The organism is Mesorhizobium sp. M0001 (assembly GCF_040324255.1).
GTDB lineage: Bacteria > Pseudomonadota > Alphaproteobacteria > Rhizobiales > Rhizobiaceae > Mesorhizobium.
The window spans coordinates 705,047-728,757 of sequence record NZ_JAMYVS010000002.1 but is presented as its reverse complement, the minus strand read 5'-3'; the positions used below and the strand labels follow the sequence as shown (position 1 = coordinate 728,757).

The 23,711-nt window shown below is 60.9% G+C and carries 18 protein-coding genes; 9 read left to right on the top strand and 9 right to left on the bottom strand.

Annotation, left to right across the window (positions count from 1 at the left end):
* Window positions 1–17: 17 nt before the first annotated feature.
* On the bottom strand, window positions 18–2,024 hold the full coding sequence (locus NKK50_RS08435) for a heparinase II/III family protein (protein ID WP_023671805.1): 2,007 nt from the start codon (window positions 2,022–2,024) through the stop codon (window positions 18–20).
* A 16-nt stretch (window positions 2,025–2,040) separates the two neighbouring features.
* Here NKK50_RS08435 and NKK50_RS08430 point away from each other — a divergent pair, with 16 nt between their 5' ends.
* Both NKK50_RS08430 and asnB read left to right on the top strand, forming a co-directional pair.
* Window positions 2,041–3,282 (top strand): glycoside hydrolase family 5 protein, encoded by a 1,242-nt coding sequence (locus NKK50_RS08430; protein ID WP_352543260.1) that lies wholly within the window; start codon window positions 2,041–2,043, stop codon window positions 3,280–3,282.
* Between the two features lie 222 nt (window positions 3,283–3,504).
* A complete protein-coding gene (gene asnB / locus NKK50_RS08425) occupies window positions 3,505–5,394 on the top strand; it encodes an asparagine synthase (glutamine-hydrolyzing) (protein ID WP_023728343.1) in 1,890 nt (629 codons plus the stop codon).
* 18 nt (window positions 5,395–5,412) lie between these two features.
* Here the strand turns inward: asnB and NKK50_RS08420 are convergent, their stop codons facing one another.
* Complete coding sequence (locus tag NKK50_RS08420) at window positions 5,413–6,531, bottom strand: glycosyltransferase family 4 protein (protein ID WP_023671802.1); 1,119 nt, start codon at window positions 6,529–6,531, stop codon at window positions 5,413–5,415.
* Window positions 6,532–6,698: 167 nt separating this feature from the next.
* On the opposite strand from NKK50_RS08420, the gene NKK50_RS08415 reads away from it, so the two are divergent.
* Window positions 6,699–8,138: a lipopolysaccharide biosynthesis protein gene (locus NKK50_RS08415; protein WP_023728345.1), complete on the top strand. Its 1,440-nt coding sequence runs from the start codon at window positions 6,699–6,701 to the stop codon at window positions 8,136–8,138.
* A gap of 40 nt (window positions 8,139–8,178) precedes the next feature.
* On the opposite strand, the gene NKK50_RS08410 is transcribed toward NKK50_RS08415, so the two are convergent.
* The 3 genes from NKK50_RS08410 to wecB are packed head-to-tail and all read right to left on the bottom strand — an operon-like array spanning window position 8,179 to window position 11,463.
* The gene (locus NKK50_RS08410) at window positions 8,179–8,982 is read right to left on the bottom strand and encodes a WecB/TagA/CpsF family glycosyltransferase (protein WP_031246989.1); all 804 of its coding nucleotides are present in this window, start codon (window positions 8,980–8,982) and stop codon (window positions 8,179–8,181) included.
* On the bottom strand, window positions 8,979–10,316 hold the full coding sequence (gene wecC / locus NKK50_RS08405; protein WP_023686301.1) for a UDP-N-acetyl-D-mannosamine dehydrogenase: 1,338 nt from the start codon (window positions 10,314–10,316) through the stop codon (window positions 8,979–8,981). The genes NKK50_RS08410 and wecC overlap by 4 nt, the downstream gene beginning before the upstream one ends.
* Window positions 10,309–11,463, bottom strand: coding sequence for a non-hydrolyzing UDP-N-acetylglucosamine 2-epimerase (wecB, locus tag NKK50_RS08400; RefSeq protein WP_023686302.1), 1,155 nt, complete (start codon window positions 11,461–11,463; stop codon window positions 10,309–10,311). The genes wecC and wecB overlap by 8 nt, the downstream gene beginning before the upstream one ends.
* A 735-nt stretch (window positions 11,464–12,198) precedes the next feature.
* Between wecB and NKK50_RS08395 the strand changes: the two genes are divergently transcribed.
* Window positions 12,199–13,113, top strand: coding sequence for a glucosamine inositolphosphorylceramide transferase family protein (locus NKK50_RS08395; protein WP_352543259.1), 915 nt, complete (start codon window positions 12,199–12,201; stop codon window positions 13,111–13,113).
* Between the two features lie 42 nt (window positions 13,114–13,155).
* Here the strand turns inward: NKK50_RS08395 and NKK50_RS08390 are convergent, their stop codons facing one another.
* On the bottom strand, window positions 13,156–14,322 hold the full coding sequence (locus tag NKK50_RS08390) for an acyltransferase family protein (RefSeq protein WP_352543258.1): 1,167 nt from the start codon (window positions 14,320–14,322) through the stop codon (window positions 13,156–13,158).
* 192 nt (window positions 14,323–14,514) lie between these two features.
* Between NKK50_RS08390 and NKK50_RS08385 the strand changes: the two genes are divergently transcribed.
* The 5 genes from NKK50_RS08385 to NKK50_RS08365 all read left to right on the top strand — a co-directional run bounded on the left by NKK50_RS08385 (window position 14,515) and on the right by NKK50_RS08365 (window position 20,720).
* The gene (locus NKK50_RS08385; RefSeq protein WP_023671794.1) at window positions 14,515–15,777 is read left to right on the top strand and encodes a VpsF family polysaccharide biosynthesis protein; all 1,263 of its coding nucleotides are present in this window, start codon (window positions 14,515–14,517) and stop codon (window positions 15,775–15,777) included.
* 211 nt (window positions 15,778–15,988) lie between these two features.
* On the top strand, window positions 15,989–17,602 hold the full coding sequence (locus NKK50_RS08380) for a GumC family protein (RefSeq protein WP_031197769.1): 1,614 nt from the start codon (window positions 15,989–15,991) through the stop codon (window positions 17,600–17,602).
* A 1-nt stretch (window position 17,603) separates the two neighbouring features.
* On the top strand, window positions 17,604–18,710 hold the full coding sequence (locus NKK50_RS08375) for a glycosyltransferase (protein ID WP_352543257.1): 1,107 nt from the start codon (window positions 17,604–17,606) through the stop codon (window positions 18,708–18,710).
* A 169-nt stretch (window positions 18,711–18,879) separates the two neighbouring features.
* On the top strand, window positions 18,880–19,608 hold the full coding sequence (locus tag NKK50_RS08370) for a N5-glutamine methyltransferase family protein (RefSeq protein ID WP_502896476.1): 729 nt from the start codon (window positions 18,880–18,882) through the stop codon (window positions 19,606–19,608).
* Window positions 19,605–20,720, top strand: a complete 1,116-nt coding sequence (locus NKK50_RS08365; RefSeq protein ID WP_023696870.1) for a hypothetical protein — start codon at window positions 19,605–19,607, stop codon at window positions 20,718–20,720. The genes NKK50_RS08370 and NKK50_RS08365 overlap by 4 nt, the downstream gene beginning before the upstream one ends.
* 134 nt (window positions 20,721–20,854) lie before the next feature.
* On the opposite strand, the gene nadE is transcribed toward NKK50_RS08365, so the two are convergent.
* Genes nadE through NKK50_RS08350 form a run of 3 tightly spaced genes read right to left on the bottom strand, consistent with a single transcriptional unit; the run spans window position 20,855 to window position 23,687 of the window.
* Entirely contained in the window at window positions 20,855–21,859 is a 1,005-nt protein-coding gene (gene nadE / locus NKK50_RS08360; protein ID WP_023710993.1) for an NAD(+) synthase, read from the bottom strand.
* On the bottom strand, window positions 21,856–23,403 hold the full coding sequence (locus tag NKK50_RS08355) for a class I adenylate-forming enzyme family protein (protein ID WP_023686310.1): 1,548 nt from the start codon (window positions 23,401–23,403) through the stop codon (window positions 21,856–21,858). The genes nadE and NKK50_RS08355 overlap by 4 nt, the downstream gene beginning before the upstream one ends.
* 23 nt (window positions 23,404–23,426) lie before the next feature.
* Window positions 23,427–23,687, bottom strand: a complete 261-nt coding sequence (locus tag NKK50_RS08350; protein ID WP_023686311.1) for an acyl carrier protein — start codon at window positions 23,685–23,687, stop codon at window positions 23,427–23,429.
* Window positions 23,688–23,711: the final 24 nt, after the last annotated feature.

The window sequence follows — 23,711 nt, the reverse complement described above, 5'->3', positions numbered from 1 at the left end:
CGCCTGCAACCTGCCCGTTATCGGGTCTGCGGCGGACTTGGCGCGAGCCGGATGACTACTCCCTTTTCGCCTACTTGGCCACGCCATGCGAGGCGTTCGGCTGGCTGCCTTGCACCAAAACGCGGCGAAACCCAGCCGCCCTGGCCCGGTGTGTCGCCGCCGGAACGGATGTGGATCGCTGCGTCTGGAAAGTGGATAGTCATCAAAGGTTCAGCGCCGCGCAATATCGTGACAATGTTTCCATCCCTGTTGGCGTGGAGGTCGGCGGCGAGTTGGAAGACGATCTCAGCGACGCGGCTGCCGCCGAGCAGTTGGTCGGTCACGAGGATGCCGTCGCCATCGCGTGTCACGGCGCGTTGATGCACAACGCCGAAGCGGCCTTTGTACCCGTCATGTCGGGCACACAGCCTCCAGTGCGGCCCCGGCTCGCTCTCCACCAATGTCGCAACCGCCTTGTGCGACCAGTTGAACGCCCCGGAGATGATGCTTTGGCTTTTACCCTCTAGGTTCAGCGTGTTGTGCGCCGGTGTCGAGCGGAACCAGTCGCGCCAGCCTCCCCCCGAACCATAGAGCCATGTGCCGGGGTCGACCAGCACCGGATCGCCGTCAATGCACAGGGTGAGCGACAGCGCGTCGGCATGACCGTGCGCCGCTATCGAAAGGTAGCCCAGCGGGCCGTGGTCGTATGTCAGATGGACGTTGCGACCATTCATCTCGCCGCGCCAGACGGAGAGCCCGCCTTGCGTGAATGTATGCAATCCATTCGGCACCGGCGCCGGCCGCGGTGGCGCGCCGAAGAAAAGCGCACGAAAATCGCCAGGCTCCGGTGCGCTGCCCGGCATCCGTAGAAAACCACGGATGGCGGCCGCGACCGATCCGACATAATCGGTTTCGCCCCCCAGCGTGATCACGCGGCCTTCATCATTGTCGCCGAAGCCGCTGGTTTTCGGCGGGAGCCAGCCTGCGAAATTGGCGAAAGCGGCCAAACGCGCTTCGACGGGCTGGGGAAAAGGCAGTCCGGCCTGGCGCGCCGCCGCAGCGCACAGCAGGAAAAGTTCGGCACTGAAGGCGGCGTAGGTCGGGGTCTGCTCGGCCCCGGCGCCATCGGCCAGGATCTGTTTGAGCACCTCAGCCAGGAGCGACTCGCGAGCCACCTCGGCCCCGAAAGCCAGACCGATCAAATATTCGCCAGCCAATTCCGCGACGAGATGGTTGTTGGCGGACGAAAAACGGGAGGGAAACCGCGGCAGCCAATAGGCGCTTGCCGCCAGTATTTCACCGACTTTTTCTCGCGTCGCCGCGCCAAGCCGGTCGCCGACGAGGTCGAGCGTGACAATCAGGCTGATGGCTCGTAGCGCGACCTCGATGCCCGAGGCCCAGCCAACGCCCCGAAATGGTGGGTTGGCGAAATGCCAGCTCTCGATCGCCGCCTCGATGGCCGCACGGGATTGATCATCGCCGGTGAGAAGCAGATGGGCAGCCAGTGGCGGCAGTTGCTGCAGCCGGTTGATTTCCCAGACATATTTTACATCGCCACGGCCGGTGGCATGGCGAAAATCGATATCGAAAGTATGGGTCTTGGGGCCTGGCCAAAGCCGGCCGGTCACCGGATCAAGGCGCCAGAGCTCGGGTGGAAAGAGAGTATAGGGGTCTCGCTGTGGCCAGGTCTGCCCAAGTGCTGAAAACTGGCCCCGAAGAGTGTTTTGCGCAGCCGCCTCGATAGCTTGCCGCTGGGCTGGTGTCGCAGCGGCCGGCACAGCATTCCGCAATCCGTGCAGCACCGGGTGCAACTGCGGCGACGCATAGCGCTGCCAGCCGTTGTCGCGGCGGCGCGAAACGGTCCTCCGGCGCTGCTCGTCCAACCGATGCAATATCTCGGCCAACTCCATGCTGCGCAATCGGTTGAAATACCACCCGACCCTCATCCGCGCTCCGCCAAGATTTTGATCCTCATACACCATCCCGTCGAAAAAGCGTGTGGCGGCATCCTCTTTTCCGTTCCCGCGGTTAATATCTTCGGCCATGACGCGGAGTTTTGCGATGAGAAAAGTTGTCTACGTCATAGCGTGCGCGCTTGGCATGGCTTTGTCAGCCGAGGCGGCGCCGATCCCGCTTGAGCGCGGCGTTGGCGTCCATGAATGGCTCAACTGGTCGCCGGTGGAGAAAGATGGTTCCTACAAATGGCCGCCCTATCGCAGCGAGAAGGAATGGCTTGCGGGCGGCAGGCCGCTCACCGATTGGCCGGACGGCGACCAGTTTGGTCGCATTCGATCCATGGGCTTCGACTTTGTCCGGCTGAGTGTCGACCCTGGCCCTCTGCTTGCCAGCGAGGGCGCCAAACGACAACAGGCGCTGGACATGCTTGCCGCTGCGGTGCAGCGGGTCGTTTCAAGCGGGCTCAAGGTGGTTTTCGATCTGCATGGCGTCAGCCAGGTTCCGGCCTACAGCATGGAAATGATCTATGGCGGGGCCGACAGCGAGGGTGTTGCCCGCTATCGCAAAATGGTAGTGGCGGTGGCTGCCATGCTGATCAAAATTGGCGCCGACAAGGTCGCCCTCGAGCCCTATAACGAGCCCGCCTACTACCCTTGCGATTCAAGCGGCAGCGATGACTGGCAGCGGATCATGGCAGGCACGGTTCGCGATATTCGCGCCGTCAGCAGCGAACTCACCATCGTCGCGACCGGCGCCTGCGGCGGGAGCATCGCGGGACTGGTCAACCTGGACCCCAACTTCGACGACCCCAACGTCTATTACAGCTTCCACATGTATGATCCGCACAGCTTCACGCACCAGCGGGCCGATGACAAGAACGCTTTCTCCTCCGGCCTTCCCTGGCCTGCCGACGCCAGCACGCCCGAAGTGGTCGCCGAAACCCTCAAGGCGCAGATGGACGCCGCCGGCTTGAGCCAGATCGAAGAGGTGATGAACATGGCCTCGGCGCGTGAAACGATCGCCCGATACTTTGAGCAGAATTGGGGGCAGAGCCAGCTCGAAGCGGGTTTCCGTCAGGCGGTCGACTGGGCTGAAGCCCATGGCATAGCGAGCCGACGCCTGTTCGTGGGCGAATTCGGCGTTATCCTGATGTCTGCGGATGGCCGCATGGGAGCTTTCGATGCTGATCGCCTGCGCTATCTCATGGCAGTGCGCAGAGAGGCGGAACGCTTCGCGATGCCGTGGTCGGCCTGGGAATTCTCCAATCCTTACGGAATGAGTGTTATCCAACCCAAGGGGCCTGCGATCCCGGACCGGGAGATGTTGCGGGCACTGGGCCTGCCATAACTCGTCATCGGGTCAGGATCGGTTCGAGCGGTCTGCCTGGTTGCTGGCGATCAATCGCGTGAAACCCAAGGACTGTCGTCTCCAGTTGCAGCCGAGAGGGCCTGATCGAACCAAATCAGGCTCAGTTTTAAAATCACTCCACCGAGCAGCTATTTAATATATTCGCTGTAGATTGGTGTCCTCGATCATACGCAAACAAGGGAAAGAGGGCCAAGGGAAAGAATGTGCGGAATTGCCGGCTGGATTGGGCGCAGGGTCGAGAAGCCACAAGATCGGGCCGCCGGGATGTCGAATGCCTTGCAGCATCGTGGTCCCGATGCCGAAGGCATCGAACTCCTGGACCTGAACACAGGCGAGGACCAGTTGGCATTGGTGCATCGCCGCCTGGCGATTATTGACTTAAACGCCGATTCAAATCAGCCGATGCAGACCGAGGACGGACGGCTCCGGATTATTTTCAACGGCGAAATATACAACTACATCGAGCTGCGTGAGGAGTTGATCGGTCTCGGCCACCGTTTTCGCACACGCTCCGACACGGAAGTGCTGCTCAGGGCTTATGACCAGTGGCGCCTGGCCATGTTCGACCGATTGAGCGGGATGTTCGCTTTTGCGCTGTGGGACGCTCAACGGCGCGAATTGATCCTCGCTCGCGACCCCTTTGGAAAAAAACCCCTTTACCTCATGCAAGGCAGAAATTTGCTGTCGTTTGCCTCGGAGATCAGCGCGTTGTTGTCTGCGCAGCCAGATGGCCAGCAGCTCGATCTGGATGGAGTGCGCGAGTATCTGACCTGGCGTTACGTGCCTGGACCGCGGACGCTTTTCAAACAGATCCGCAAGCTCAACCCGGGAAGCTACGCTGTGTGGTCGCAAGGGGAAGTAACGGAAACGCGCTATTATGCGCCCCCGGATCAGACCGATCTGACAGCGGATATCGATCCAGGAACCGCCAAGCGACGATTTCTGGAATTGCTCGACCGTTCTGTCGAGATCAGGATGCGCAGTGATGCGCGGTTTGGCGCCTTTCTATCCGGGGGGCTCGACTCGTCGGCAATCGTTGCCCTGATGACCAGGCACAGCGACAACCCGATTCGTACGTTTTCGGTCGGTTTCAGCGAACAGGCTTACAGCGAGCTTCCATTCGCCCGGCGCGTCGCCGATCATTTCAAGACCGATCATTGCGAAATCGTCATCCAGGCGGATGACCTGATGAATCATCTGCCTAAGATGGTCCGCCATCGGGGGGCACCTGTTTCACAAAGTACGGACATTCCAATTTACCTGATGTCGGTTCGAGCCTCGCGGGACGTCAAGATGGTGCTTACGGGCGAAGGGGCGGACGAGATTCTCGGCGGCTACCCCAAACATCGCGCAGAGTCTCTGGCGGGTGTCTACCGGTCACTTGTTCCAGCGTCGCTTCACAACAATCTCCTCGCCCCTTTGATGCGCGCATTGCCCGGCGCATCGGCCAAGTTCGACATATTTGCCCGAAGCGCGGGTGAACGGGACTTTGCAACCCGGATGATCTCCTGGTTTGGAGCCATGACGGCGCGGGAACGCGATTCGCTCCTCGGTGGGTTGGCCACTTGCGGCCATGACCGCAACGATTTCCCGTTCTCTTCGAGTGTGACGGAATCCCATCTGCGCCGTGTGTTGTTTTTTGATCAGACATCGTGGTTGCCCGACAACCTCTTGGAACGGGGCGACCGGATGATGATGGCCGGTTCAATCGAGGGGCGAATGCCATTCCTTGATCGCGATCTGGTTTCCTTCGTCAGCCAGCTGCCCGATCGTTACAGGCTCGGTCTCCTGGGCAGCAAACAGATCCTGCGCGACTGCATGGCCGGCATGGTTCCCGACGAGGCCCTCAACCGGCCAAAGATCGGCTTCAAGGTGCCCGTCGCCGAATGGTTCCGCGGGTCGATGAGCGATTATGTACGAGACCATCTGTGTTCGTCCCATTCGGTCATCCGTAGCTATTTGAGCGCCAAGAAGCTGGACCAGATTGTCACGGAGCACGCCGAGCGCGCCGCGGACCACGAAAAACTGATATGGGCGCTTTTGAACCTGGAGATATTCCACCGCGAATTCGCGCTTGGCCCGCCGCAGTGACGACAATGAAGGACAGCGTCAGCGCTTGACCGATCGCGCCTCGGACGCGACCGATCTCCAGACATCGCAGATCGCGTCGACAAACGGTGCAAGCTCAAGCCTTTCCCGGTGCACCGCCATGGCGGCGGCGCCAAGCCGCGCGCGCAGCGCCGTATCCTCGACCAGCCGAGTTAACGCCTCGGTCAACGCCGCCACATCGCCGGGCGGCACCAACAGACCGGATTGTTCGTGGGTGATGATGTCCTCGACCGCGCCAACCGGGGTGGCCACGACAGCCAGGCCGGCCGCCATGCCTTCGATCACCGACATTGGCAGATTTTCGGCGAACGAGGGGAGCACCAGAATATCGGCCGAAGCGATCAGTGATGCGACCTCGTCAGGTCCCACCCAGCCCGGAAAAGCAATACGGTCGGCAATCCCTAGAGCGACCGACCTCGCTCGTGCCGGCTCGACCTCACCATCGCCGGCGATCGTGGCACGCCAACCCCTGAGATGTTTCATCCGCTCCAGCGCCTCGCCCAACTGCGGCACGCCCTTTCGCTCGCCGATGCGGCCGAGGAACAGGATGTGCACGTGATCGCCTCCGCCGACATGCGCCAGGGAAGGAACTGCCGTGGCGTTGGGAACGATGACAATATTGCCGCCGTTCGCCGGTGCCCGGCTGGCGACGAAATCGCGCCAAAGCCCCCCCAGGACAATCACCCGGCCGGCATGCTCGAACAGAGCCCTGATACGGCGGCTCATGAAACTATGATCATCTTTCCAGAATGTCTGATACTGCGCCCCATGCAGATGAAGGACATATGGTATCGACAACAGCCTGGCGCAGGCGGCGATCATCATCTTGCGATAGGTGCTGCCGGAGACCGATATATTGATGTGAATGACGTCGGCGCGTCTGTCGAGGCGGGCCGCAAGCATCCGCGCGCAAAAACCAAGCATGTAGAAGATCGAAAGCCCGACATGTCCCGGGCCACGGCTGGAAAGAAAGCGCAGATCGATGTCGGCGATCTCTTGCCGTTCGAACTCCTGCTTCAGCGCCCCCATGATCCGGTCAATGCCGCCTTGTCCCGAAACGCCCGAGGGCGTTGCGACCAGGACATGTATTTTTCTATTGTGGGCGAGACGCTGCAACATGACACCATTTGGATTGCGGATGCCGGGTGACCGTAAAGCAAAGGTTCCAAAAAAGGTTTACGACAAATCTTTTGGTTCAAACTGTATCCGTTCACCCTTTGCCGTCATCATGCTGGAATACCCGTCGGTCAACGGTTAATCGACGGCAAATTTTCCGGGACAACCCTTTGCTGCTCCGTTCCACACTCATCTATGGCCCAGCTATTCTGCTGACGCGGGTTTCCGCTCTGCTCCTGCTGGTCGTCATGACGCGGTTGATCGACCAGACCGAGTATGGCCTGCTGACCCTGGTGGTCACCGTGGGCGAAATGACGGATGTTGCCGTTACCAACTGGCTGCGCATTGCCTTGCTGCGGCTTGGTGGAAAAGGCGACGTCAGCCGTGGCAGCCTGATGCTTGCCGGACAGGTATTGCTTGCCACCACGGTGCTGGCCCTGATCATATCCGTGATCGCCTCGGCGGTGATCGTGCCGGAGCGCTGGATCGAATTTGCAATCGCCGTCTGCAGCTATCTGATTGCCGGCTCCATCAGCCGGTTCGCGTTGACGGTGCTGCAAATGCAGCAGCGTCATTCCCTCTATTCGATGCTTGAATATCTGCGCGGCCTGCTGCAACTGGCCTTGCCGATCGCCGCCATCCTTATCTTCCAACGCTCGTTTCTGACGGTATCGCTCGGCTCGAGCCTCGCCGTGCTGATTGCCGGCATCGTGGCGTGCGTGGTGGCATCCGGGCGCGTTATTGGCGGCCCGCCGCGCTTCACCCACAAGGAGTTTTTTGCCCTCGGCGTGCCCCTCGTCATCATGGCGCTGGTCGGTTTCGGTCTCAACAGCGCTGAACGCGTCTTCCTCAAGCTCTACTACGATGCCGGCGCGGTGGCTGTCTTCGCAGCCGCCTACGCATTGGCTCGGCAGCCGATCGATATGGTCGCCAACGCAATCAACATGGGCGCATTTCCAGAAGTGGTCAGCCGCTTCGACGAAGAGGGATCCGAGGCGTCCGGGCGGTTGTTGTCGCAACTCATGGCCTTGATGATACGCCTTTGCCTGCCGGTCGCAGCAATGCTTATCGCGCTCAGCGGCGACATCACGCGACTCCTGCTGCCCGCGGAATATCATGGTCGCTTCGGTCTGCTGTTTCCGATCATCGCCTTCAGCGTTCTTTGTGCCAATCTCACAAGCTTCGTTTATGGCGTCGTGGTGCACGCACATAAGCGGCCGTGGTTGCTGATCATCGCCAATTCCTTCGGCTCGGTGGCAACGATTTCACTGTCTTTTCTGTTGATCCCCACCATGGCGGAGGTTGGCGCGGCGTTGGCGTTGGCGGGCGGATCGCTGGCAGGTCTTGCAGCCTGCATCGTCATCGCCGAGAGGCTCACGCCGGTGCCGGTTCCCTGGCGCGACATCGCTGTCTCGGCCATCATTTCTATCTGCACCGGACTGGCCGCCAGCCTTGCCAGCACTGCGCTGGGCAATATGCCGGCGATCTTTCCGCTCGCGGCGGGCGGTGTCGCCGGCGCTGCGGCTTTCCTGGGACTGACCTGGTTGTTTCACCCCGCGGCCGTGACGCAGTTCATCGGCAAGCTAAGGGCACGGCTCCGGATCGCATAAATCCCGCGCAATGAGGCATGCTTGTCTGAAAGTCGCGAGCCTACGGATTGACGTTTCGGCGTCCCCGGCGAGACCAGAACTCACGCCACAGCAGCAGTGCATAGGCGGTGTTGGTATCGTAGTAGCGGCGCCACAAGCGTCGCGGCTCCTGCGCCACGCGAAACAGCCACTCCAGGCCCGCCGCCTGAACCAGTTTCGGTGCCCGGGCGACCTTTCCACCATAGACGTCGAAGCTGCCGCCCACGCCCATGACGAAACTCGGAGCGAGTGCGTCGCGATAGCGCTTGAGAAAGCGCTCCTTGCTCGGCGTGGGCATCGCCACAAACAGGCAGTCGGCACCTGAAGCGTTGATGGCCTCGACGATCGCGGCCTCTTCCTCCGCCTTGAAATACCCATTGCGCCGGCCGGCAATGGCCAGGCTCGGATGATCTCTGGCAAGTCGGCTTTCAACTGCGTCGAGAATGTGCTGTTCAGCGCCCAGCAGGTAGGGGCGATAGCCACGCTTGGCGCACAGCGCAAGCAGGTTGATCATGACGTCGACGCCCGTCACACGCTCCGGCAACTCGACGCCGCAGAGCCGTGCGCCCCAAAGCACGCCTTTGCCGTCGACATTGACCATATCCGCCCCGACGACATCCTCGCGCAGTTCGGCATTCTTGCGCATGTTCACAAGCTTGGCGACGTTCACGACAACATGATGAAGCGGCCGCCGCGTCGCCATCGCCTCGTCTGCGATGGCCAGCGTCTCGGCCATGGTCAGCGCATGGATGGTCGCACCGAGAAACTCGCGGCGGCGTGATGCCAATAGGGAGTGTTGCGCCCATGCCGGGTCATGCGAGTTCATGCCGCTTCTCCGGTGCGAGCGAGAGACTGCGAGCGTTCCATTTCGGATTTCTTGCCTTCGATGCGGGCGTCGGGCTTGCGCGCCTTGCGCCAGGTCCACAGGCCCCGTGTGTCGACGAGCTTCTTGTCCTTGAGCGCTTCGGGATCGATCAGATTGAATTGTCGATGGTCGACCAGCAGGACGACGATATCGGATTGGTCAATAGCGGAAAGTGCATCGGTGAACATGACGCCGCTGCCCTCGAGCTCGTGTGGCAACTGACGCGCATTGGGCTCGGCAGCGACGATCTTGATATTGGGAATCTTGGACAGAAGCTTAACAACCTCGACAGCCGGGCTCTCGCGCATATCGTCGATATTGGGTTTGAAGCTGAGGCCAAGACAGGCGATCGTCTGCTTGCGGGTCGGGTCGAGCAATGCCTCGATGTCCCTGACCACCGACAAGGGTCGCTCGGAATTGATGCGCCGTGCCGAACTGATCAGCCGCGTATTGTTCGGTGCGGCGTCGATGATAAAATACGGATCGATCGCAATGCAGTGGCCGCCCACGCCCGGGCTCGGCTGCAGGATGTTCACGCGGGGATGCCGGTTGGCGAGATCGATTACCTCCCAGACGTTGAGCGACAGATCCTGGCACACCGCCGCAAGCTCATTGGCGAAGGCGATATTGACATCGCGGAACGCATTTTCGGTCAGCTTAACCAGTTCCGCGCTTTCGGCCTGGGTTATGAACAGGTCGCCGGCGACGAAGCTTGAATAGAGTGCCGCTGTCCGCTCCGAAGACTTTCGGGACAGCCCGCCGATCGAGCGATCATTGTTGATCAGTTCGGTCAGCACCTTTCCCGGCAGCACGCGCTCGGGAGAGTAGGCGACCAGGACGTCAGCTTCCTCGCCATGTGCGACGGGAAATTTGAGATCGGGTCGCAGTTCCGCGAGCAGCGCTGTCATGACACGCGTCGTACCGACCGGCGATGTTGATTCCAGCACCACCAGGTCGTCCCGTTTTAGCACCGGAGCGATGCTTCGCGCTGCCGCAAGCACGTAGCTGACATCCGGCTTGCGGTCCGGGGTGATCGGAGTTGGAACGGCGATAATATAGGCATCGGCCGGCTGAGGCGTACTGAATGCCTTGAGCTTGCCATTGGCGACGACTTTCTGGATCAAACCATCCAGGTCCGGTTCGATGATGTGGATTTCGCCGCGGTTGACCTTCGCGACCACCGCCTCGTTGATATCGACACCGATGACATCGAGTCCGCGGCTGGCAAAAATGGCACAGGTCGGCAGGCCGATATAGCCCATGCCGATAACGGAAACGGTTTTGATTTCAGCCATGATTCAGCAATTCCTCAACGATCCGGCTCGCAGCTTGGCCATTGCCGTATGGATTGTGCCTCTCCGCCATGCCGCGATAGACGCTCTCATCATCGAGCAGGCTATTGGCATTGGCCAGAATTTTTTCGATATCGGTGCCGACCAGCCGGGCAGTACCAGCGGCGATCCCTTCGGGTCGCTCCGTGTTTTCCCGCATCACCAGCACCGGCTTGCCGAGTGAAGGCGCCTCTTCCTGCACGCCGCCGCTGTCGGTCAACACCAGGTAGCTCTGTTTCTGCAGGTACAGGAACGGCAAATAGTCCTGCGGGTCGATCAGGTGGATGTTCGGCACCGTCCCGATTTCGGCCTCGACCACGGAGCGCACATTCGGGTTGGGATGGACCGGGTAGATGATCTGCACATCCCTGCGCGCCGACAATGCCTTCAGCGCGGTGCAGATTCTCTGGATGCCGCCATCGAAATTCTCACGGCGATGACCGGTGACGAGTATCATTTTCTTGGTCGGATCGATGAAGGGGAAACGAGCGGCGAGCTTGGCGTTCATCAGCTTGTCGGCATCGATCTCGCTGGAGAAATGCAGCAGCGTGTCGATAACGGTATTGCCGGTTACGAAGATGGTGTTCGCAGCCTTTCCTTCGGCGATGAGATTGTCGCGCGCCTCGGTGGTCGGCGCAAAATGCCAGGTGGCGATGTTGCCGGCAATCTTGCGGTTCAGTTCCTCCGGAAAGGGAGAGTTGATGTTGTGGCTGCGCAATCCCGCCTCGATATGGGCAACCGGAATCCGCTTGTAGAAGGCAGCTAGAGCCGCGGTCATCGCGGTGGTTGTGTCGCCCTGGACGACGACGATGTCCGGCTTCGCCTTCTCCAGCACCCCCGCCATTCCGAGGAGCACGCGCGAGGTCACGTCGAACAACGTCTGACCTGGCTGCATGATGTTGAGATCGTAGTGCACCGGCAGGCCCGTCAGTTCAATGACCTGATTGACCATCTCGCGATGCTGGCCCGTCACACATATTTCCGTGGTGAAGCCTGGATGGGCGAGCGCGGCCCGCGCCACCGGAAAACATTTGAGCGCCTCCGGCCTCGTGCCGAACACGATCAGCAGTTTTCGCCTTGAGGGCAAGTTCGGATGTGAAACGGCGTTCATGGTTGACCCTGGTCACCGAAAGCGTGGGCGCCCGGCTGACATGTGCTTTCAGCCTAACAATAGCGCCCTGAACCGCCTTCGTATTCAAAAAAATTAACGTATGATTAACGCTAGAGTCCGCAGCCCCCCTTGGGCAACCCTTGCCAGGAACTGTGGGGAAAGATACCAGAGCAAAGCCATTTTTTGCTTTAACGAGAATAACTTGGGTTGACTAATATTTTAATCATCGGCCACGCCGTCGCATCCCGGCGCTGGGAAAATGAGCTTTTCATGCGGTTGGGTGCGGCAGGTTATGGGGTCTCGAGTTGCCACGCGCCGGCGCCGGCGCCAACCGCTCGGGGGCTGGACACTGTCTTGGCGATCGAGAGCCGGCGTTTCGGTCCCTCGCTGGCGGGCCGGTCCGAGCCGTTGCCGCCCATCGATCGCGGCCCTCCGGACCTCGTCATAGATCTCACTGCCAGCGCAACGGGGCAAGACGCGCCAGTCCTGAGGCTCGAATTTTGCGGTCGCAACAGCTTTCCAGCCGGCGTTGCCGCAATGTTGGCGAGCGGACAATTGCCTGAACTTGGCGCTCGCCTCGATGGCGTTGTCGTGGCCCAGGCTAGACCGATGCTGGCAGACAGGCTCTGGCTATCTCGAAGCTGCAACGACCTGCTCGCCGGCGCCATGTCGCTGATCATGCAAACCGTCGCCCGCTTCTTTGCGGGCAAGCTTGTGCCGGTAAGCGACAACCCGGTGCCGATCCTGAAGAACGACAGTTTTGTTCGACACTATGTGCCCCTTTTCGGCAGGGCTTTGATCGATCGCGCCGTGCAAAAAATCAGGCGGGGACGACGCCCCTTCTATTGGCAGGTTGCCTATCGGGTGATCGACGGACCAGGCATCGCCGAAACCGGGCAACTCGACGGCAAACCGTTCACAGTCCTGCCGGACGATGGCCAACGCTTCTATGCCGACCCGTTCGTCTTCGAGGCCGACCGCCGCCATCATCTGTTTGTCGAGGAATTCCCCTACGCGACGAGTCGCGGCGTGATTTCCGTCGCCGAGCTCGGTGACGATGGCACTTTCGGTGTTCCAAGGGTTGTATTGGAGGAAGCGCACCACCTGTCGTATCCGCAGGTGTTCGCACACGATGGCGAGATTTTCATGATCCCCGAAAGTGGTTCGGCTCGCGAACTTGTGCTCTATCGCGCGGCGCAGTTTCCCGACCGCTGGGTCCGCGACACGGTGCTGATGACGGACAGGGATTTCAACGACGCGACGCTGCTCGAATCCGACGGTCGCTTCTGGCTGGTTGGAACGGAGCGGTTCGGCTACGGCAGCGCATCGGACACGATGGCGGTCTATTGCGCGCCCTCGCTGCGCGGGCCATGGGTCGCCCATCCGCTCAATCCCATTGCCGTCGATCATTCGGCCACCCGGCCGGGCGGCGCCTTTATCCGCCAGGACGATGCCCTGGTGCTGCCGGTGCAGAACGGATCGAGTGCCTATGGCGGTGGTCTGGGGCTGATGCAGCTTGAGCGACTCGACGCGTCCGATGTCCGCTTCGCCTCGCCCCGGCCGATCGGCGCGGGTCCGGCATGGGCACGCACGGGCATTCATACGCTTAACCGCGCCGGCAATGTCGAGGTCGTGGACAGCGCGGGCTGACTGAAGCGCTGAAAGCCGTGACCGTCCCGTTGCTTGGCCTGCTTATTTGTTCTCCGTGGCAATATGAGGAAGCGGTGTGTTTCTCGTCTTCCTTTTGCCGTTCAGGGTCTGAAGAATCGGCTTCTCGATCATCTCGTAAATCACCAGACTGACGAGGCAGGCTGCCACGATGCTGACCACCGACACCAACAATACCGTTGTCGGATGCTCGTATCCGACGGTGCGTCTGGCCAGGTACGCCACAGCGCCGATCACGAAGATATGCGACAGATAAAGCGCGTAGGAAGCGTCGCCCAACTGCTCGAGAAGGCTCCAGTGCTTGAGTTTCGGCTCCAGAATGAGGCTGAGATGAAGTAGGCCCGCCGCCCACATTGCTTGTCCCGCGAAGCTGATCTGACCCAAGAGCGGCGTACCGTCATCGACGAATGAAAGCACCCCGCCCGCAGCGGTCATTACGCCGAATATCCAGGCATGGCGTATGTCGGAAGTGAAATCACCGTCCAAATAGCGCCGCCCTATCCACATACCGATGACGAATGCCACCGGAGAAGGGTTGAGATAGAACTGGATAACAGGGTTGGTGGGAGCCAGCCACAGCCCGGCTATCCACATCGCAATGAAAAAGACCGTCAGCACAAATACGCGCGAGGTCACGGACAGGAATGCGAACACCGCAAAAGCGATATAGAAAAATACCTCGTAATTGAGCGTCCAGCCGAGTGAGAGGATTGGACTGGCGCTATCCCGTCCAGGCGCTTCGTGAACAATGAAGAGGAGCGACTGAAGATAGTGGGGCCACGTAAAGACGGTCTTCTGGAAGAGACTTGGCGCGAGCGCCGCCAGAACCGCGGCGAGGCTGGTGAAAAGCCAGTAAAGGGGGATGATCCGGATTGCTCGGCGTTTCAGGAAGGTGGCAGCGGAAAACGGACCATCTCCCGTAATATGGACCATTATGAAACCGCTGATGACAAAGAACAGAACGACGCCCAGGCGGCCCGCCGTCACAATAATCAGATTGTCCACGCCAATCTGATAGGAAAAGGCGTGTGCGAACAGAACCAGCAAGGCGGCGCAGGCGCGAAGATACTGAATCGAATAGAACTTCTTCACCTTGATCTCCTGGGCTTTGCCGGCGCCTGATGCCATTGTGCCGTCCACAGGCAGCGCGTCGGACGCCTGCAAAGCATCGCCATCAATACGACCGGCCAATTAAGTGTGGGTTACCGACTTCATGAAATAGCCCATGCCGGGCATCGCCACTGTTAAGATCGGGTTATCCATATTCCTTTACGTTCTTGCAGGAAAATGTACCCGGGGGTGCGTTCGTCCCCTGCCATCTCAATCGCAAGCCGCAACGCTGGTCGGATAATCGTGAGTGTCACCCCCACAGAGCAACAGTTCGTGACCGCGCAGGCCAGCCGCCAAGACGCCCTCACACTCCTGTTCTTTCTCCTCGCGGCCTTCGCTTTCCTGCTCCGCTCGACCATCTCTCCGCAATTGATGAATATGGTGATGTCCTATTCGACGGAGGGGGGGTCGTTTCCCGAAAAGCTGCATATCGGGACCTATGCCATCTTTCTGCTGCTTGTCGTCATCGCCACGACCCGGCCAATTCGGCTCGAAGGCGATGAAGTCAGGCTGTTCAAGGCGACATTGTTATATTCGCTGCTGCTGTTGTGGCTGGTGCCTTATCTCTTCGTGATAGGCCGTGCCGGCTCGGCCGGCTTCATAATCGATTCCTATCTGGTCTCTTGTGCCGCGGCGATGATCATGCTTGCCCTGGGTGACCATGTGCGCAGGGCGCTTGGCAATGTCATCGTCGGCATGATTGTCCTCAGCGCCATCATCGGAACGATCGAGGCCGTCACCCAGCATCGATTCCTGCCCTATCCCCTCGTTGAGCTGGACTTTCGGCCGATCGGACTGTCGGCCCATCCGCTGGCGCTGGGCGCGCTTTGCACCACCGCCATAGGTTTCGTTGCATTGACGCGGTGGCGTATCTGGGTGTGCGCGCTTTGCATCTTCATTCTCTTCATCGGCACGGCCGCTTCGGGCGCGCGCACCGCCCTGCTGCTCGCTTGCGGCGAGATCCTGTTCCTGCTCGTGTTCCTGCCTTGGCCGGACTTGTCACCCAGACATCAACGCCAGGCCAAACTCCTGGTGCTGATGCTGACGCTGGCCGGTGGCGCCATACTGATTGCGATACTCTTTTCGGCGGGGCTGCTGAACCGCTTCAGCAATACGCTCTTTGATCAAAATTACGATGCGCGCGTCAAGATCTACGATGTATTCAAGTTCGTTGAATGGAGGGACATCCTGCTTGGCATGAATCCCAACGAGTTGTTGAAGATCGTCAACGAAAAGCTCAACCTCCCCTTCATCGAAAGCACGCCGGTCGTTCTTACGCTTTTGTTTGGCCTGCCGATCGCCTTGCTCTTCGCGTTTGCTTTCTTCCGGTTCCTTTTCAAGCTCCTGCGCAATACGCCTCGGGCCGCCCATATCGCAGCGGCCGCGTCCATTCTCGCGGCATTGTCAAACAATGCCCTTTCTTCGAAGGCGCCGGATATCATGCTGCTCGTCATCTTGTTGCTCGCTTATCGAAAGCCGGATGGGCGCCAAACCGGCACGCCCCTTCAAGGCCAACCAGCATCAACAGCGACATGACGCCAAGCCCGCTCCTTGCGGGTGCCCTCGCGACGACCTCTTGTATTTCCATTTGAAACGCCTGCACGCTTTGCCAGGCTACGACGGGCGTGGCAGAATACCGACCAAGGGTGGAAGGGTCGCTGTTCCGCCTGACACGCCTGGAAAATGAAATGTTAACGATGTTTCCGTAAAGCAGGCTGTGCGTATTGAATATTAAAGGGTTAGCATGATGTCCGCCGCTTCCGGTCCTCCTCCAGCCGCGGCCGCCGCCGGCATTAGCCCCTATGAACGGATCGAAAATGCGCGGCGCGCCAGCAGGCCAAAGCCGCAACAAACCGCGCCGATCATGGCACATGCGGCGGCACCCGCTGTAACGTCGGCCCCTGTAACGTCGGCCCCTGTAACGTCGGCCCCTGTGTCGCCTGCACCCGTGGCGCCGCCTGTAGCCGAGCCCGTCACGACGGTGACGCTCAACAAGATCGGAACCTTTCTCGAACTCGATTTCGGGCGTCTGTTTGTCTGGCTGCGCGCCGGCCTCGCTCTGGTATGCCTGCTGGCAATAGCCGGCGGGATCATCGGCGGTGCCTACGCTCTGCTGAGCAAGCAGCGCTACACCGTGACCACGGACATCCTCATCAATCCCGCCAATCTTCAGGTTGTTCCGAATGATCTTTACCCGCAATCGGCCCAGGTCGATGGACAGCTGCTCAGCGCGCGCAGCAAAGAGCGCATCTTGACCTCGGGCAGCGTGCTTTCACGTGTTGTAGACGATCTTGACCTGGCCAGTGACCCGGAGTTCTTCGACGCGGACCGTAGCCGCACAGGGACGGACGGCGCCAAACCCGATCCAAAGCTTACCGCCCTGAAGAACCTGGCGGAACGGGTTAGCAGCATCGCGGATGAAAAGTCGTTTGTCACGACCTTGATGGTATCGGCGGAAACCCCCGCTAAGGCGATCCTGATTTCGCAGGATATCGTCAAGACTTTCCAGGAAGAGCTGGCCAGCGCCGAGGCTTCCGGCGCCAGCCGTGCCGCGGCCGCGCTGGACGGGCGGCTGGGCCAGCTCAAGAGCGATGTGCAGGCGGCCGAAGAGAAGGTCGAGGCCTATAGGCGCAGCCACAATCTGGCCACCAGCAATGGGCAGCTTGTTTCCTCGCAAACCATGACCCAGCTCAACGGCCAGATCGTGGAGACGCAATCGCGCGTCATCGCCGCGCAGGCAAGTTACGACGCCCTGCTTGCCGCCGGCGCAAACGGCACCAATTCCGGTCCCGCCACGTCGGAGGCGCTTGTGGCGCTGCGCGCAACGGCCAACGGCCTGCGCCAGCAGATCGATTCGCAGTCGATGACCTTTGGCCCCCGTCATCCGTCGATCGTCAGGCTGAAGACGGAGTACAACACGGTCAGCGCGCAACTCAGCGCCGAATACGCGCGCACCCTGCGCCTGGCGAAGGTCAATCTCGATGCCGCCAAAACCTCGTCGGCCTCCCTCAATGCCAAGATGAATGACTTGAAGGGCAACGTGTTCTCGGATAGCGATTCCGAGGTCGCCTTGCGTGAACTTGAACGTGACGCCGCGTCGAAGACGGCTATCTATGAGAGCTTCCTGTCGCGGGCACGCCAGATAACCGAGCGCGAACAGATCGACAGCACCAATGTGCAGGTGATTTCCACCGCAGTGCCGCCAAAGGGCCGTTCATGGCCCCCGCGCACGGTCGTGATGATCGGCCTGGGGGCCATTGGCGGCATGATCCTTGGCATGTTGCTCGCCATTACCCTGGGTATCGTGCGCGACATGCGTCTTCCGCCGAACCGCCCGGACGTCATTGCCAGCCGCGCCTGAAATGGCGAAGCGGATTGTCTTTCACATTGCCAGCCTCAGGGGCGGCGGCGCCGAGCGTGTATTCGTCCTGATGGCGAACGAACTGGCATCGCGCGGCCACAACGTCACGCTTTTTACCTGGAACGCGCAGGGGCCCAATGCCGCCCTGCTTTCGCCTGCCGTACATCTGGTCGATTTCGGCCTCCCCATTCGCGGCGAGGGTTATGGCAAGTGGGCGACATTGAAAGGCATCGTGCGAAGCGCGGGCCTGCTTGGCCGCGTTTCTCCCGACGCGATCTACAGCGCCCCGGAATTCGCCAATCTGGTCGTGGCGCTGGCGCTTTCCCTCGCGCGAAGCAGGGCGCGGTTCTTCCCGAGTTTCCACGCCGCCGCCTCATTGCCTTCCGGCAGCCTTGGCGCGAAAATGGCGGTCTGGCTTTCGGCCCTGGTTGCGGCCCGCGCCACCAGGGCCATCGCGGTTTCTGAAGGTGTCGGCGGCGATCTTGTGGCCCGAGGCTTCCCGAAATCCAAGGTCGTGGTGATCAACAACCCGCTGCCGCCGGCTGCGGCATCCCAGCAACGCTCCTACGCCTGGCAGGCAGAGCTCGCGGCGATGGGCGACGGCCCCGTCATCATCACCGCCGGACGCCTGGTGCCCGTTAAGGATCATTGGACGTTGCTGCGGGCCTTCGCTGTGCTGCGCGCCGGCCGCCGGGCCCGGCTTGTCATCTTCGGCGAGGGTCCGCTGGCCGACGAGCTGCGCGCCTATGCCGAAGAATCCGGTATCGGCGCAGACGTTCTGTTTGCGGGCTATGTCAATGATCCGGCGGCCTGCTACGCCGTAGCTGACTTGTTCGTCCTATCATCGACCAGCGAGGGCTTCGGCAATGTTCTGGTCGAGGCCATGGCAGCGGGGATTCCGGTGGTCTCCACGGACGCGCCGCACGGCCCGCGCGAAATACTTGATGACGGCCGCGTCGGCGCCCTGGTGCCGGTCGGCGATGCCGGGGCCCTGGCAGTGGCGATGGCCAGAATGCTCGACCAGCCGACAACCGCCGCGATCCTGAAAAGCAGGGCGGCGGTTTTCGAAATTGAAAAGATCGGAGACCGGTACGAGGCGTTGCTCTGAATTAGCGCATGGATCGGCTTGCGGCGGCACAGGAATTCGCCATTGATGGGACAGGACGCCGCCAACATAGGCCGGTTACTCCCAATCCAATCATGATCTTTAACATCAATTTACCCGGAGTTGGTAACAACAGGGAACCCGCGTTTTATCCTCAGGATAGGGATTTTCCTTGCCGCAGCATCACAGCCTTCCTGCCGGCCGTGCAAACGATCGCAATTGGCCGCGATTGCACCGCTTCATGCGGGTTGAGCTGGAACTCGCGCCTGACGTTCTGGTGCCGCGAGCCGAAACGGAACTGCTTGGCCGGACGGCCGCGGCCATTCTTGGCGAACAGGCGCACGAAACCATCCTGATCGACATGTGCTGCGGCAGCGGCAATCTTGCCGTGGGCATCGTCAGCGAATGTCCTCGGTCTCGGGCATGGGCCGCGGACCTGACCGACAGCACGGTTTCGCTTGCCCGCCGCAATGTTGTGCGCCTCGCCCTGCAGGACAGGATCAAGGTCCGGCAAGGCGACCTATTTGCCGCGATCAAGGGTGACGGCCTCCACGGCGCTGCCGACATGGTCGTGTGCAACCCGCCCTATATTTCCTCATCCCGTCTCGATAGCGAAAGCGCGCATCTGTTGGAGAACGAACCTCGGGAAGCTTTCGACGGCGGCCCTTACGGTATTTCGATCCTCCAAAGGCTGGTCCGGGATGCCGCAGCTTTCCTCAAGCCAGGCGGATGGCTGCTATTTGAGTTCGGCGAAGGTCAAGATCGGCAGATAGCAACCCTTTTATCGAGAACGAAATCCTACGAAACCCCAACCTTTGCCGTGACGGCCGACGGCCAGCCCCGTGTCGCCATGGCGCGCAAACATGGTGGCCGGGTTCCCGGAACCGGGAGCCCGGCGTGAGCGTCGTCCGCGCCCTCGATCAGGCCGACCTTGCGGCCGTCGCGGGCATGTTTCAACGCATGCTGCGCAAGAAGCGGGGGCCAGCGCCGGCCTCCCTCGTCGATTACATGAGGCGGTTTTATCTGGACGCACCCGACTGGGGCAGCGGGCTCCGTTCGCTTGTCCATGTCAATGACGCCGGCCAGGTTTCCGGCTTCGTCGGCGTTCATGCGCTGCCAATGAAATTCAACGGCCGGCAGCTCTACGCTGCCATCTGCAGCTCGCTGATGGTCGAGGATCACGAGACCGATCCGATGGCCGGTGCCCGCCTGTTGAAGGCCTTCCTCGATGGTCCGCAGGACATCTCCTTCAGCGAAACCGCCAATGATACGTCCGTGAAACTGTGGACGCGGCTTCGCGGCGTTGTGCTGCCGCAATACAGTCTTGACTGGGTTCGCGTGATGCGGCCGGCGACCTTCATGCTCAGCCTTTTTGCCAATCACATGAAGCTTGCCTGGATGTTCAACCCGCTCGCCCGGATCGTCGACCGGCTCTACCTTCGCAAAATGAAGGGCAGTCAACGACGCTGGACCGGCGTCGTCGCCAACGCATCGAGCCGGGGGGCATTTCGGACCTCCGAGATCGACAGCGGCAGCTTTGCGGGGCTGCTGGAGCCGCTTTGCGCCCAATTTCCGCTACGTCCGCAGTGGGCGGAAGGTCAGCTCAACCATATTCTGGGCGATGCGGCGCAAAAGCCGGATTTCGGAGAGCTTGTCTACGTGTCGGTGGCATCGCCGAACGGCGCCAATGTCGGCGCTTTCGCCTATTACGCGCGACCGGACGGGATCGGCCGCGTGCTGCAGGTCCTCGCTCTTCCCGGCCAGGCCGGGCCGGTGATCGATTGCCTGGTCGAGCATGCCGCCCGGCGCGGTGTCTCCGGCTTGCGCGGCCGCGTCCAGCCCGCGCTTCTAGACGCCATGCTTGTAAGACGCATAGCCTTCATACCGGTCGCCTCGACCGTCGTGCATTCACGCGATCCCGAGCTTCTCGATGCCATGAAGAACGCGCAGGTCTTTCTGAACGGGCTTGCGGGCGAGCAGTGGAGCCAGTTGATCGGCGGCCGCTTCACCTGAAGCGTTCCGCCTACAGCAATTCCAGGAAAGGGTGCGCGGCTTTCCGTCCGGAATTGCGTAAAGACAAGAGCTCAGTATTTCTTTCATGCATGTCGTATCGCAAGACCGGATCACTTTTGCTCGATATGCATAGGTCAGGAGCCGACTTCGTCCACGCCGTCAACGAGCTGCGGGCGCAGGTGCAGATAGCGCGTTGCCTTTCGCTTGGCGGCGATGTCGGCCCAGACGCGTTCGATCTGTGAGGCGGTCAATCCCGCCGCTTGCCCTACCACCTCGGCGGACACGCCGTTGTTGAGGCCGTAGAGACACAGATCCATCCGATCGTAAGGCAGGGAGAAGTAGAATTCTTCCTGCGTCTGCGCCAGCGAGTAGGTGTCGGTGGTCGGCGGCCGGTTGCGGACCTCTTCCGGAATGCCGAGATAGGCGGCTAGCGCATAGACCTGCGTCTTGTAGAGATGCGCGATCGGCTTGACGTCGGCGGCGCCGTCGCCGTTCTTGACGAAGAACCCCTGATCGTATTCCAGCCGGTTCGGTGTGCCGAGCACGGCGAAGTTCAGCCGGTCGGCATGATAATATTCGATCTGCTTGCGGGTGCGCTGCTTCATGTTGGTGGCGGCAACGATGCCGAGATAGACCGCCACCGGCATCCGCAGTTTCGTCTGCTTGCCTTGCGGGTCCTGCACCACCAGCGAGGAGATGTTGTAGCCCTCGCCTTCGAGCACGTTCGCGATCACGATCTTCGAGGCCCAGCCCTTGCCATAGTCCGGGACCATTTCGCGGATGAAGGCGTCGCGGCGTTCATAGCAGCCCATTGCCCGCAGGGTCGGCCCGATATCCTCCACAACGGCCTCGACGCCGAAAGTGTCGGCGACCAGATGGCCGAGTCGCAGGCTTTCGGGGTCGGAATCGCTTTCCGGCATGAGGACGCACAGCACATTCTGGTGGCCGACGGCACGCGCGGCCAATGCAGCCGAAACGCTGGAATCTATACCGCCCGAAAGACCGAGCACGAGGCCGCGCTTGCGAATGCCGCGCAACTGCTCGCGCAGGGCCGCCACGATCCTGTCCGTTTCGGCGGCGGGATCGATGACCAGGGCTTGCGTGAAGGCCGGCGCATCCTGGGTTGAGCCGATGTTCATTGCTCGGCCTCCATCATCTCAGCCGCGAGCCGGCGGCTGACCTTGCCCGACTCCGTCTTCGGTAATTCGCTGCGGAACTCTATGATTTTGGGGACCATGAAATCCTCCAGGTGCCGCGCGCAGTGACGAATGATGTCCTTTCCGCCAAGCGCCGGATCGGACCGCACGACGAGCGCGCCAATCGCATGCCCCAGCACCGGATCCGGCACGCCGACGACCACCGCTTCCGCGATACCTGGATGGGCGTGGAGCACTGCCTCCACTTCCTTGGGGGCGACCTTCTCGCCACGCGTCTTGATGATATCGTCCTTACGCCCGACAAAATAGAGAAAGCCGTCCTCGTCGGTCTGGAACAGGTCGCCCGTATAGAGCACCTTTTCCCAAGGGTTAGGCCCCGGCCGGAGCGCTCGTTCCGTCGCGGCCTGGTTGCGCCAATAGCCCTGCATGACGTGCGGACCGCGGATAACGAGCTCACCTGCCACGCCCGCCGGCACGCGTTGTCCAAGGTCGTCGACGACAAAGGCTTCCGTGTTGGGGATGGCTATGCCGACCGACCCTGGCCGGCGGTCAAGTTCCTCGGGTGGCAAATAGGTGCAGCGCTTGCATTCGGTCAGCCCATACATCGAATAGATCCGGACGCCGGGCAGCAGCGAGCGCAGGCGTTCTATGTGGGCTGGCGGCAAGGCGGCCGCGGTGTTGGAAATATAGCGGAGGCTGGGCAGGAAACCCGGCGCCAGATCACGCATCTGCAGGATCATCGCCGCCATGGTAGGCACCAGCGGAAGGCCGGTGACGCCCTCTTTGCGGATGCGTTCGAAGATCTCGTGCGGGAAGGCGAAGGACTTCTCGAGCACCAGCGTGGCCCCGAGCCTGACTGCCATCAGCAACTGATAGAGGCCATAGTCGAAGGCAAGCGGGAGGACGTTCAGGATGATGTCGTCCGGCGCGTTGCGCAGATAGGTGGCGATCGACCCCGCGGCAGCGTCGCAATTGCGATGCGTCATCATCACACCCTTGGGCCGGCCGGTCGAACCTGACGTGTAGATCAGCATCGCAAGGTCGACGTCGATGCCGCGATGGTTCACCTCCGCGCCATCGAACGTCAGGCAGTCAGTCAGGGACGCGGCCCCTGCCGGGCATTGCCCATCGGCCCCAGGGGTGGAAGCCACGAAGATGCCGGTCTTGCCTTGCGATGCGCAGGCTTCGGTGACCACGGGCACCAGCTTCGCCTGCGTCAGGACCGCCCTGGCGTCGCAATCGGCGATGACGTAACCGAGCTTGTCGGCCTTTGTGGAGGGGTTGATCGGACTGAAGGTCGCACCTGCCTTGAGTGCGGCAAAGATCGATACGGCGGCCTCCCAGCAATTGTCCATGAAGATCAGAACGCGGTCGTCGCGCCTGATCCCATTCATGAAGAGAGCGGTGGCCAGCCGGCTCGAAAGGTCGTCGAGTTCTTCGTAGCTCAGCCTTTTGCCCCTGGTGACCAATGCCGTCTTGGCCGGGTGGGCAGCAGCCTTCGCCACCAGAAAATGCTCGATCCGCACGGGACGTTCCTCGCCGTTGGCGCTTACGCTGCCAGCGTTTGTGCTCTCGCCTCGATGAAGGACGAGATGCGGTCAAGCGAGTCCAGGTTGGTCGGAACGATGTCGGCATCCACCATCGCGATGCCGAAATTGTCCTCGATGAAGGCCACCAGCTCAAGCACCGCAGTCGAGTCGATAATGTCGTTCTCGATCAGCGAGGCTGAATCCGACAGTTTGTAGGAGGTGTCGCCGAACAGGAAGTTGTCGACGATAAAGCTTCTGACCCTGTCCTTGATTGCCGTCATCGTGTCTTTCCTTTTCCTCGCCGT

Excerpts from the sequence above, each read along its gene's own strand:
- wecB (WP_023686302.1), bottom strand. The coding sequence starts at position 11,463 with ATGAACGCCGTTTCACATCCGAACTTGCCCTCAAGGCGAAAACTGCTG.
- asnB (WP_023728343.1), top strand. The coding sequence starts at position 3,505 with ATGTGCGGAATTGCCGGCTGGATTGGGCGCAGGGTCGAGAAGCCACAA.
- NKK50_RS08375 (WP_352543257.1), top strand. The coding sequence starts at position 17,604 with ATGGCGAAGCGGATTGTCTTTCACATTGCCAGCCTCAGGGGCGGCGGC.
- nadE (WP_023710993.1), bottom strand. The coding sequence starts at position 21,859 with ATGAACATCGGCTCAACCCAGGATGCGCCGGCCTTCACGCAAGCCCTG.
- NKK50_RS08435 (WP_023671805.1), bottom strand. The coding sequence starts at position 2,024 with ATGGCCGAAGATATTAACCGCGGGAACGGAAAAGAGGATGCCGCCACA.
- wecC (WP_023686301.1), bottom strand. The coding sequence starts at position 10,316 with ATGGCTGAAATCAAAACCGTTTCCGTTATCGGCATGGGCTATATCGGC.
- NKK50_RS08380 (WP_031197769.1), top strand. The coding sequence starts at position 15,989 with ATGTCCGCCGCTTCCGGTCCTCCTCCAGCCGCGGCCGCCGCCGGCATT.
- NKK50_RS08350 (WP_023686311.1), bottom strand. The coding sequence starts at position 23,687 with ATGACGGCAATCAAGGACAGGGTCAGAAGCTTTATCGTCGACAACTTC.
- NKK50_RS08410 (WP_031246989.1), bottom strand. The coding sequence starts at position 8,982 with ATGAACTCGCATGACCCGGCATGGGCGCAACACTCCCTATTGGCATCA.
- NKK50_RS08420 (WP_023671802.1), bottom strand. The coding sequence starts at position 6,531 with ATGTTGCAGCGTCTCGCCCACAATAGAAAAATACATGTCCTGGTCGCA.
- NKK50_RS08430 (WP_352543260.1), top strand. The coding sequence starts at position 2,041 with ATGAGAAAAGTTGTCTACGTCATAGCGTGCGCGCTTGGCATGGCTTTG.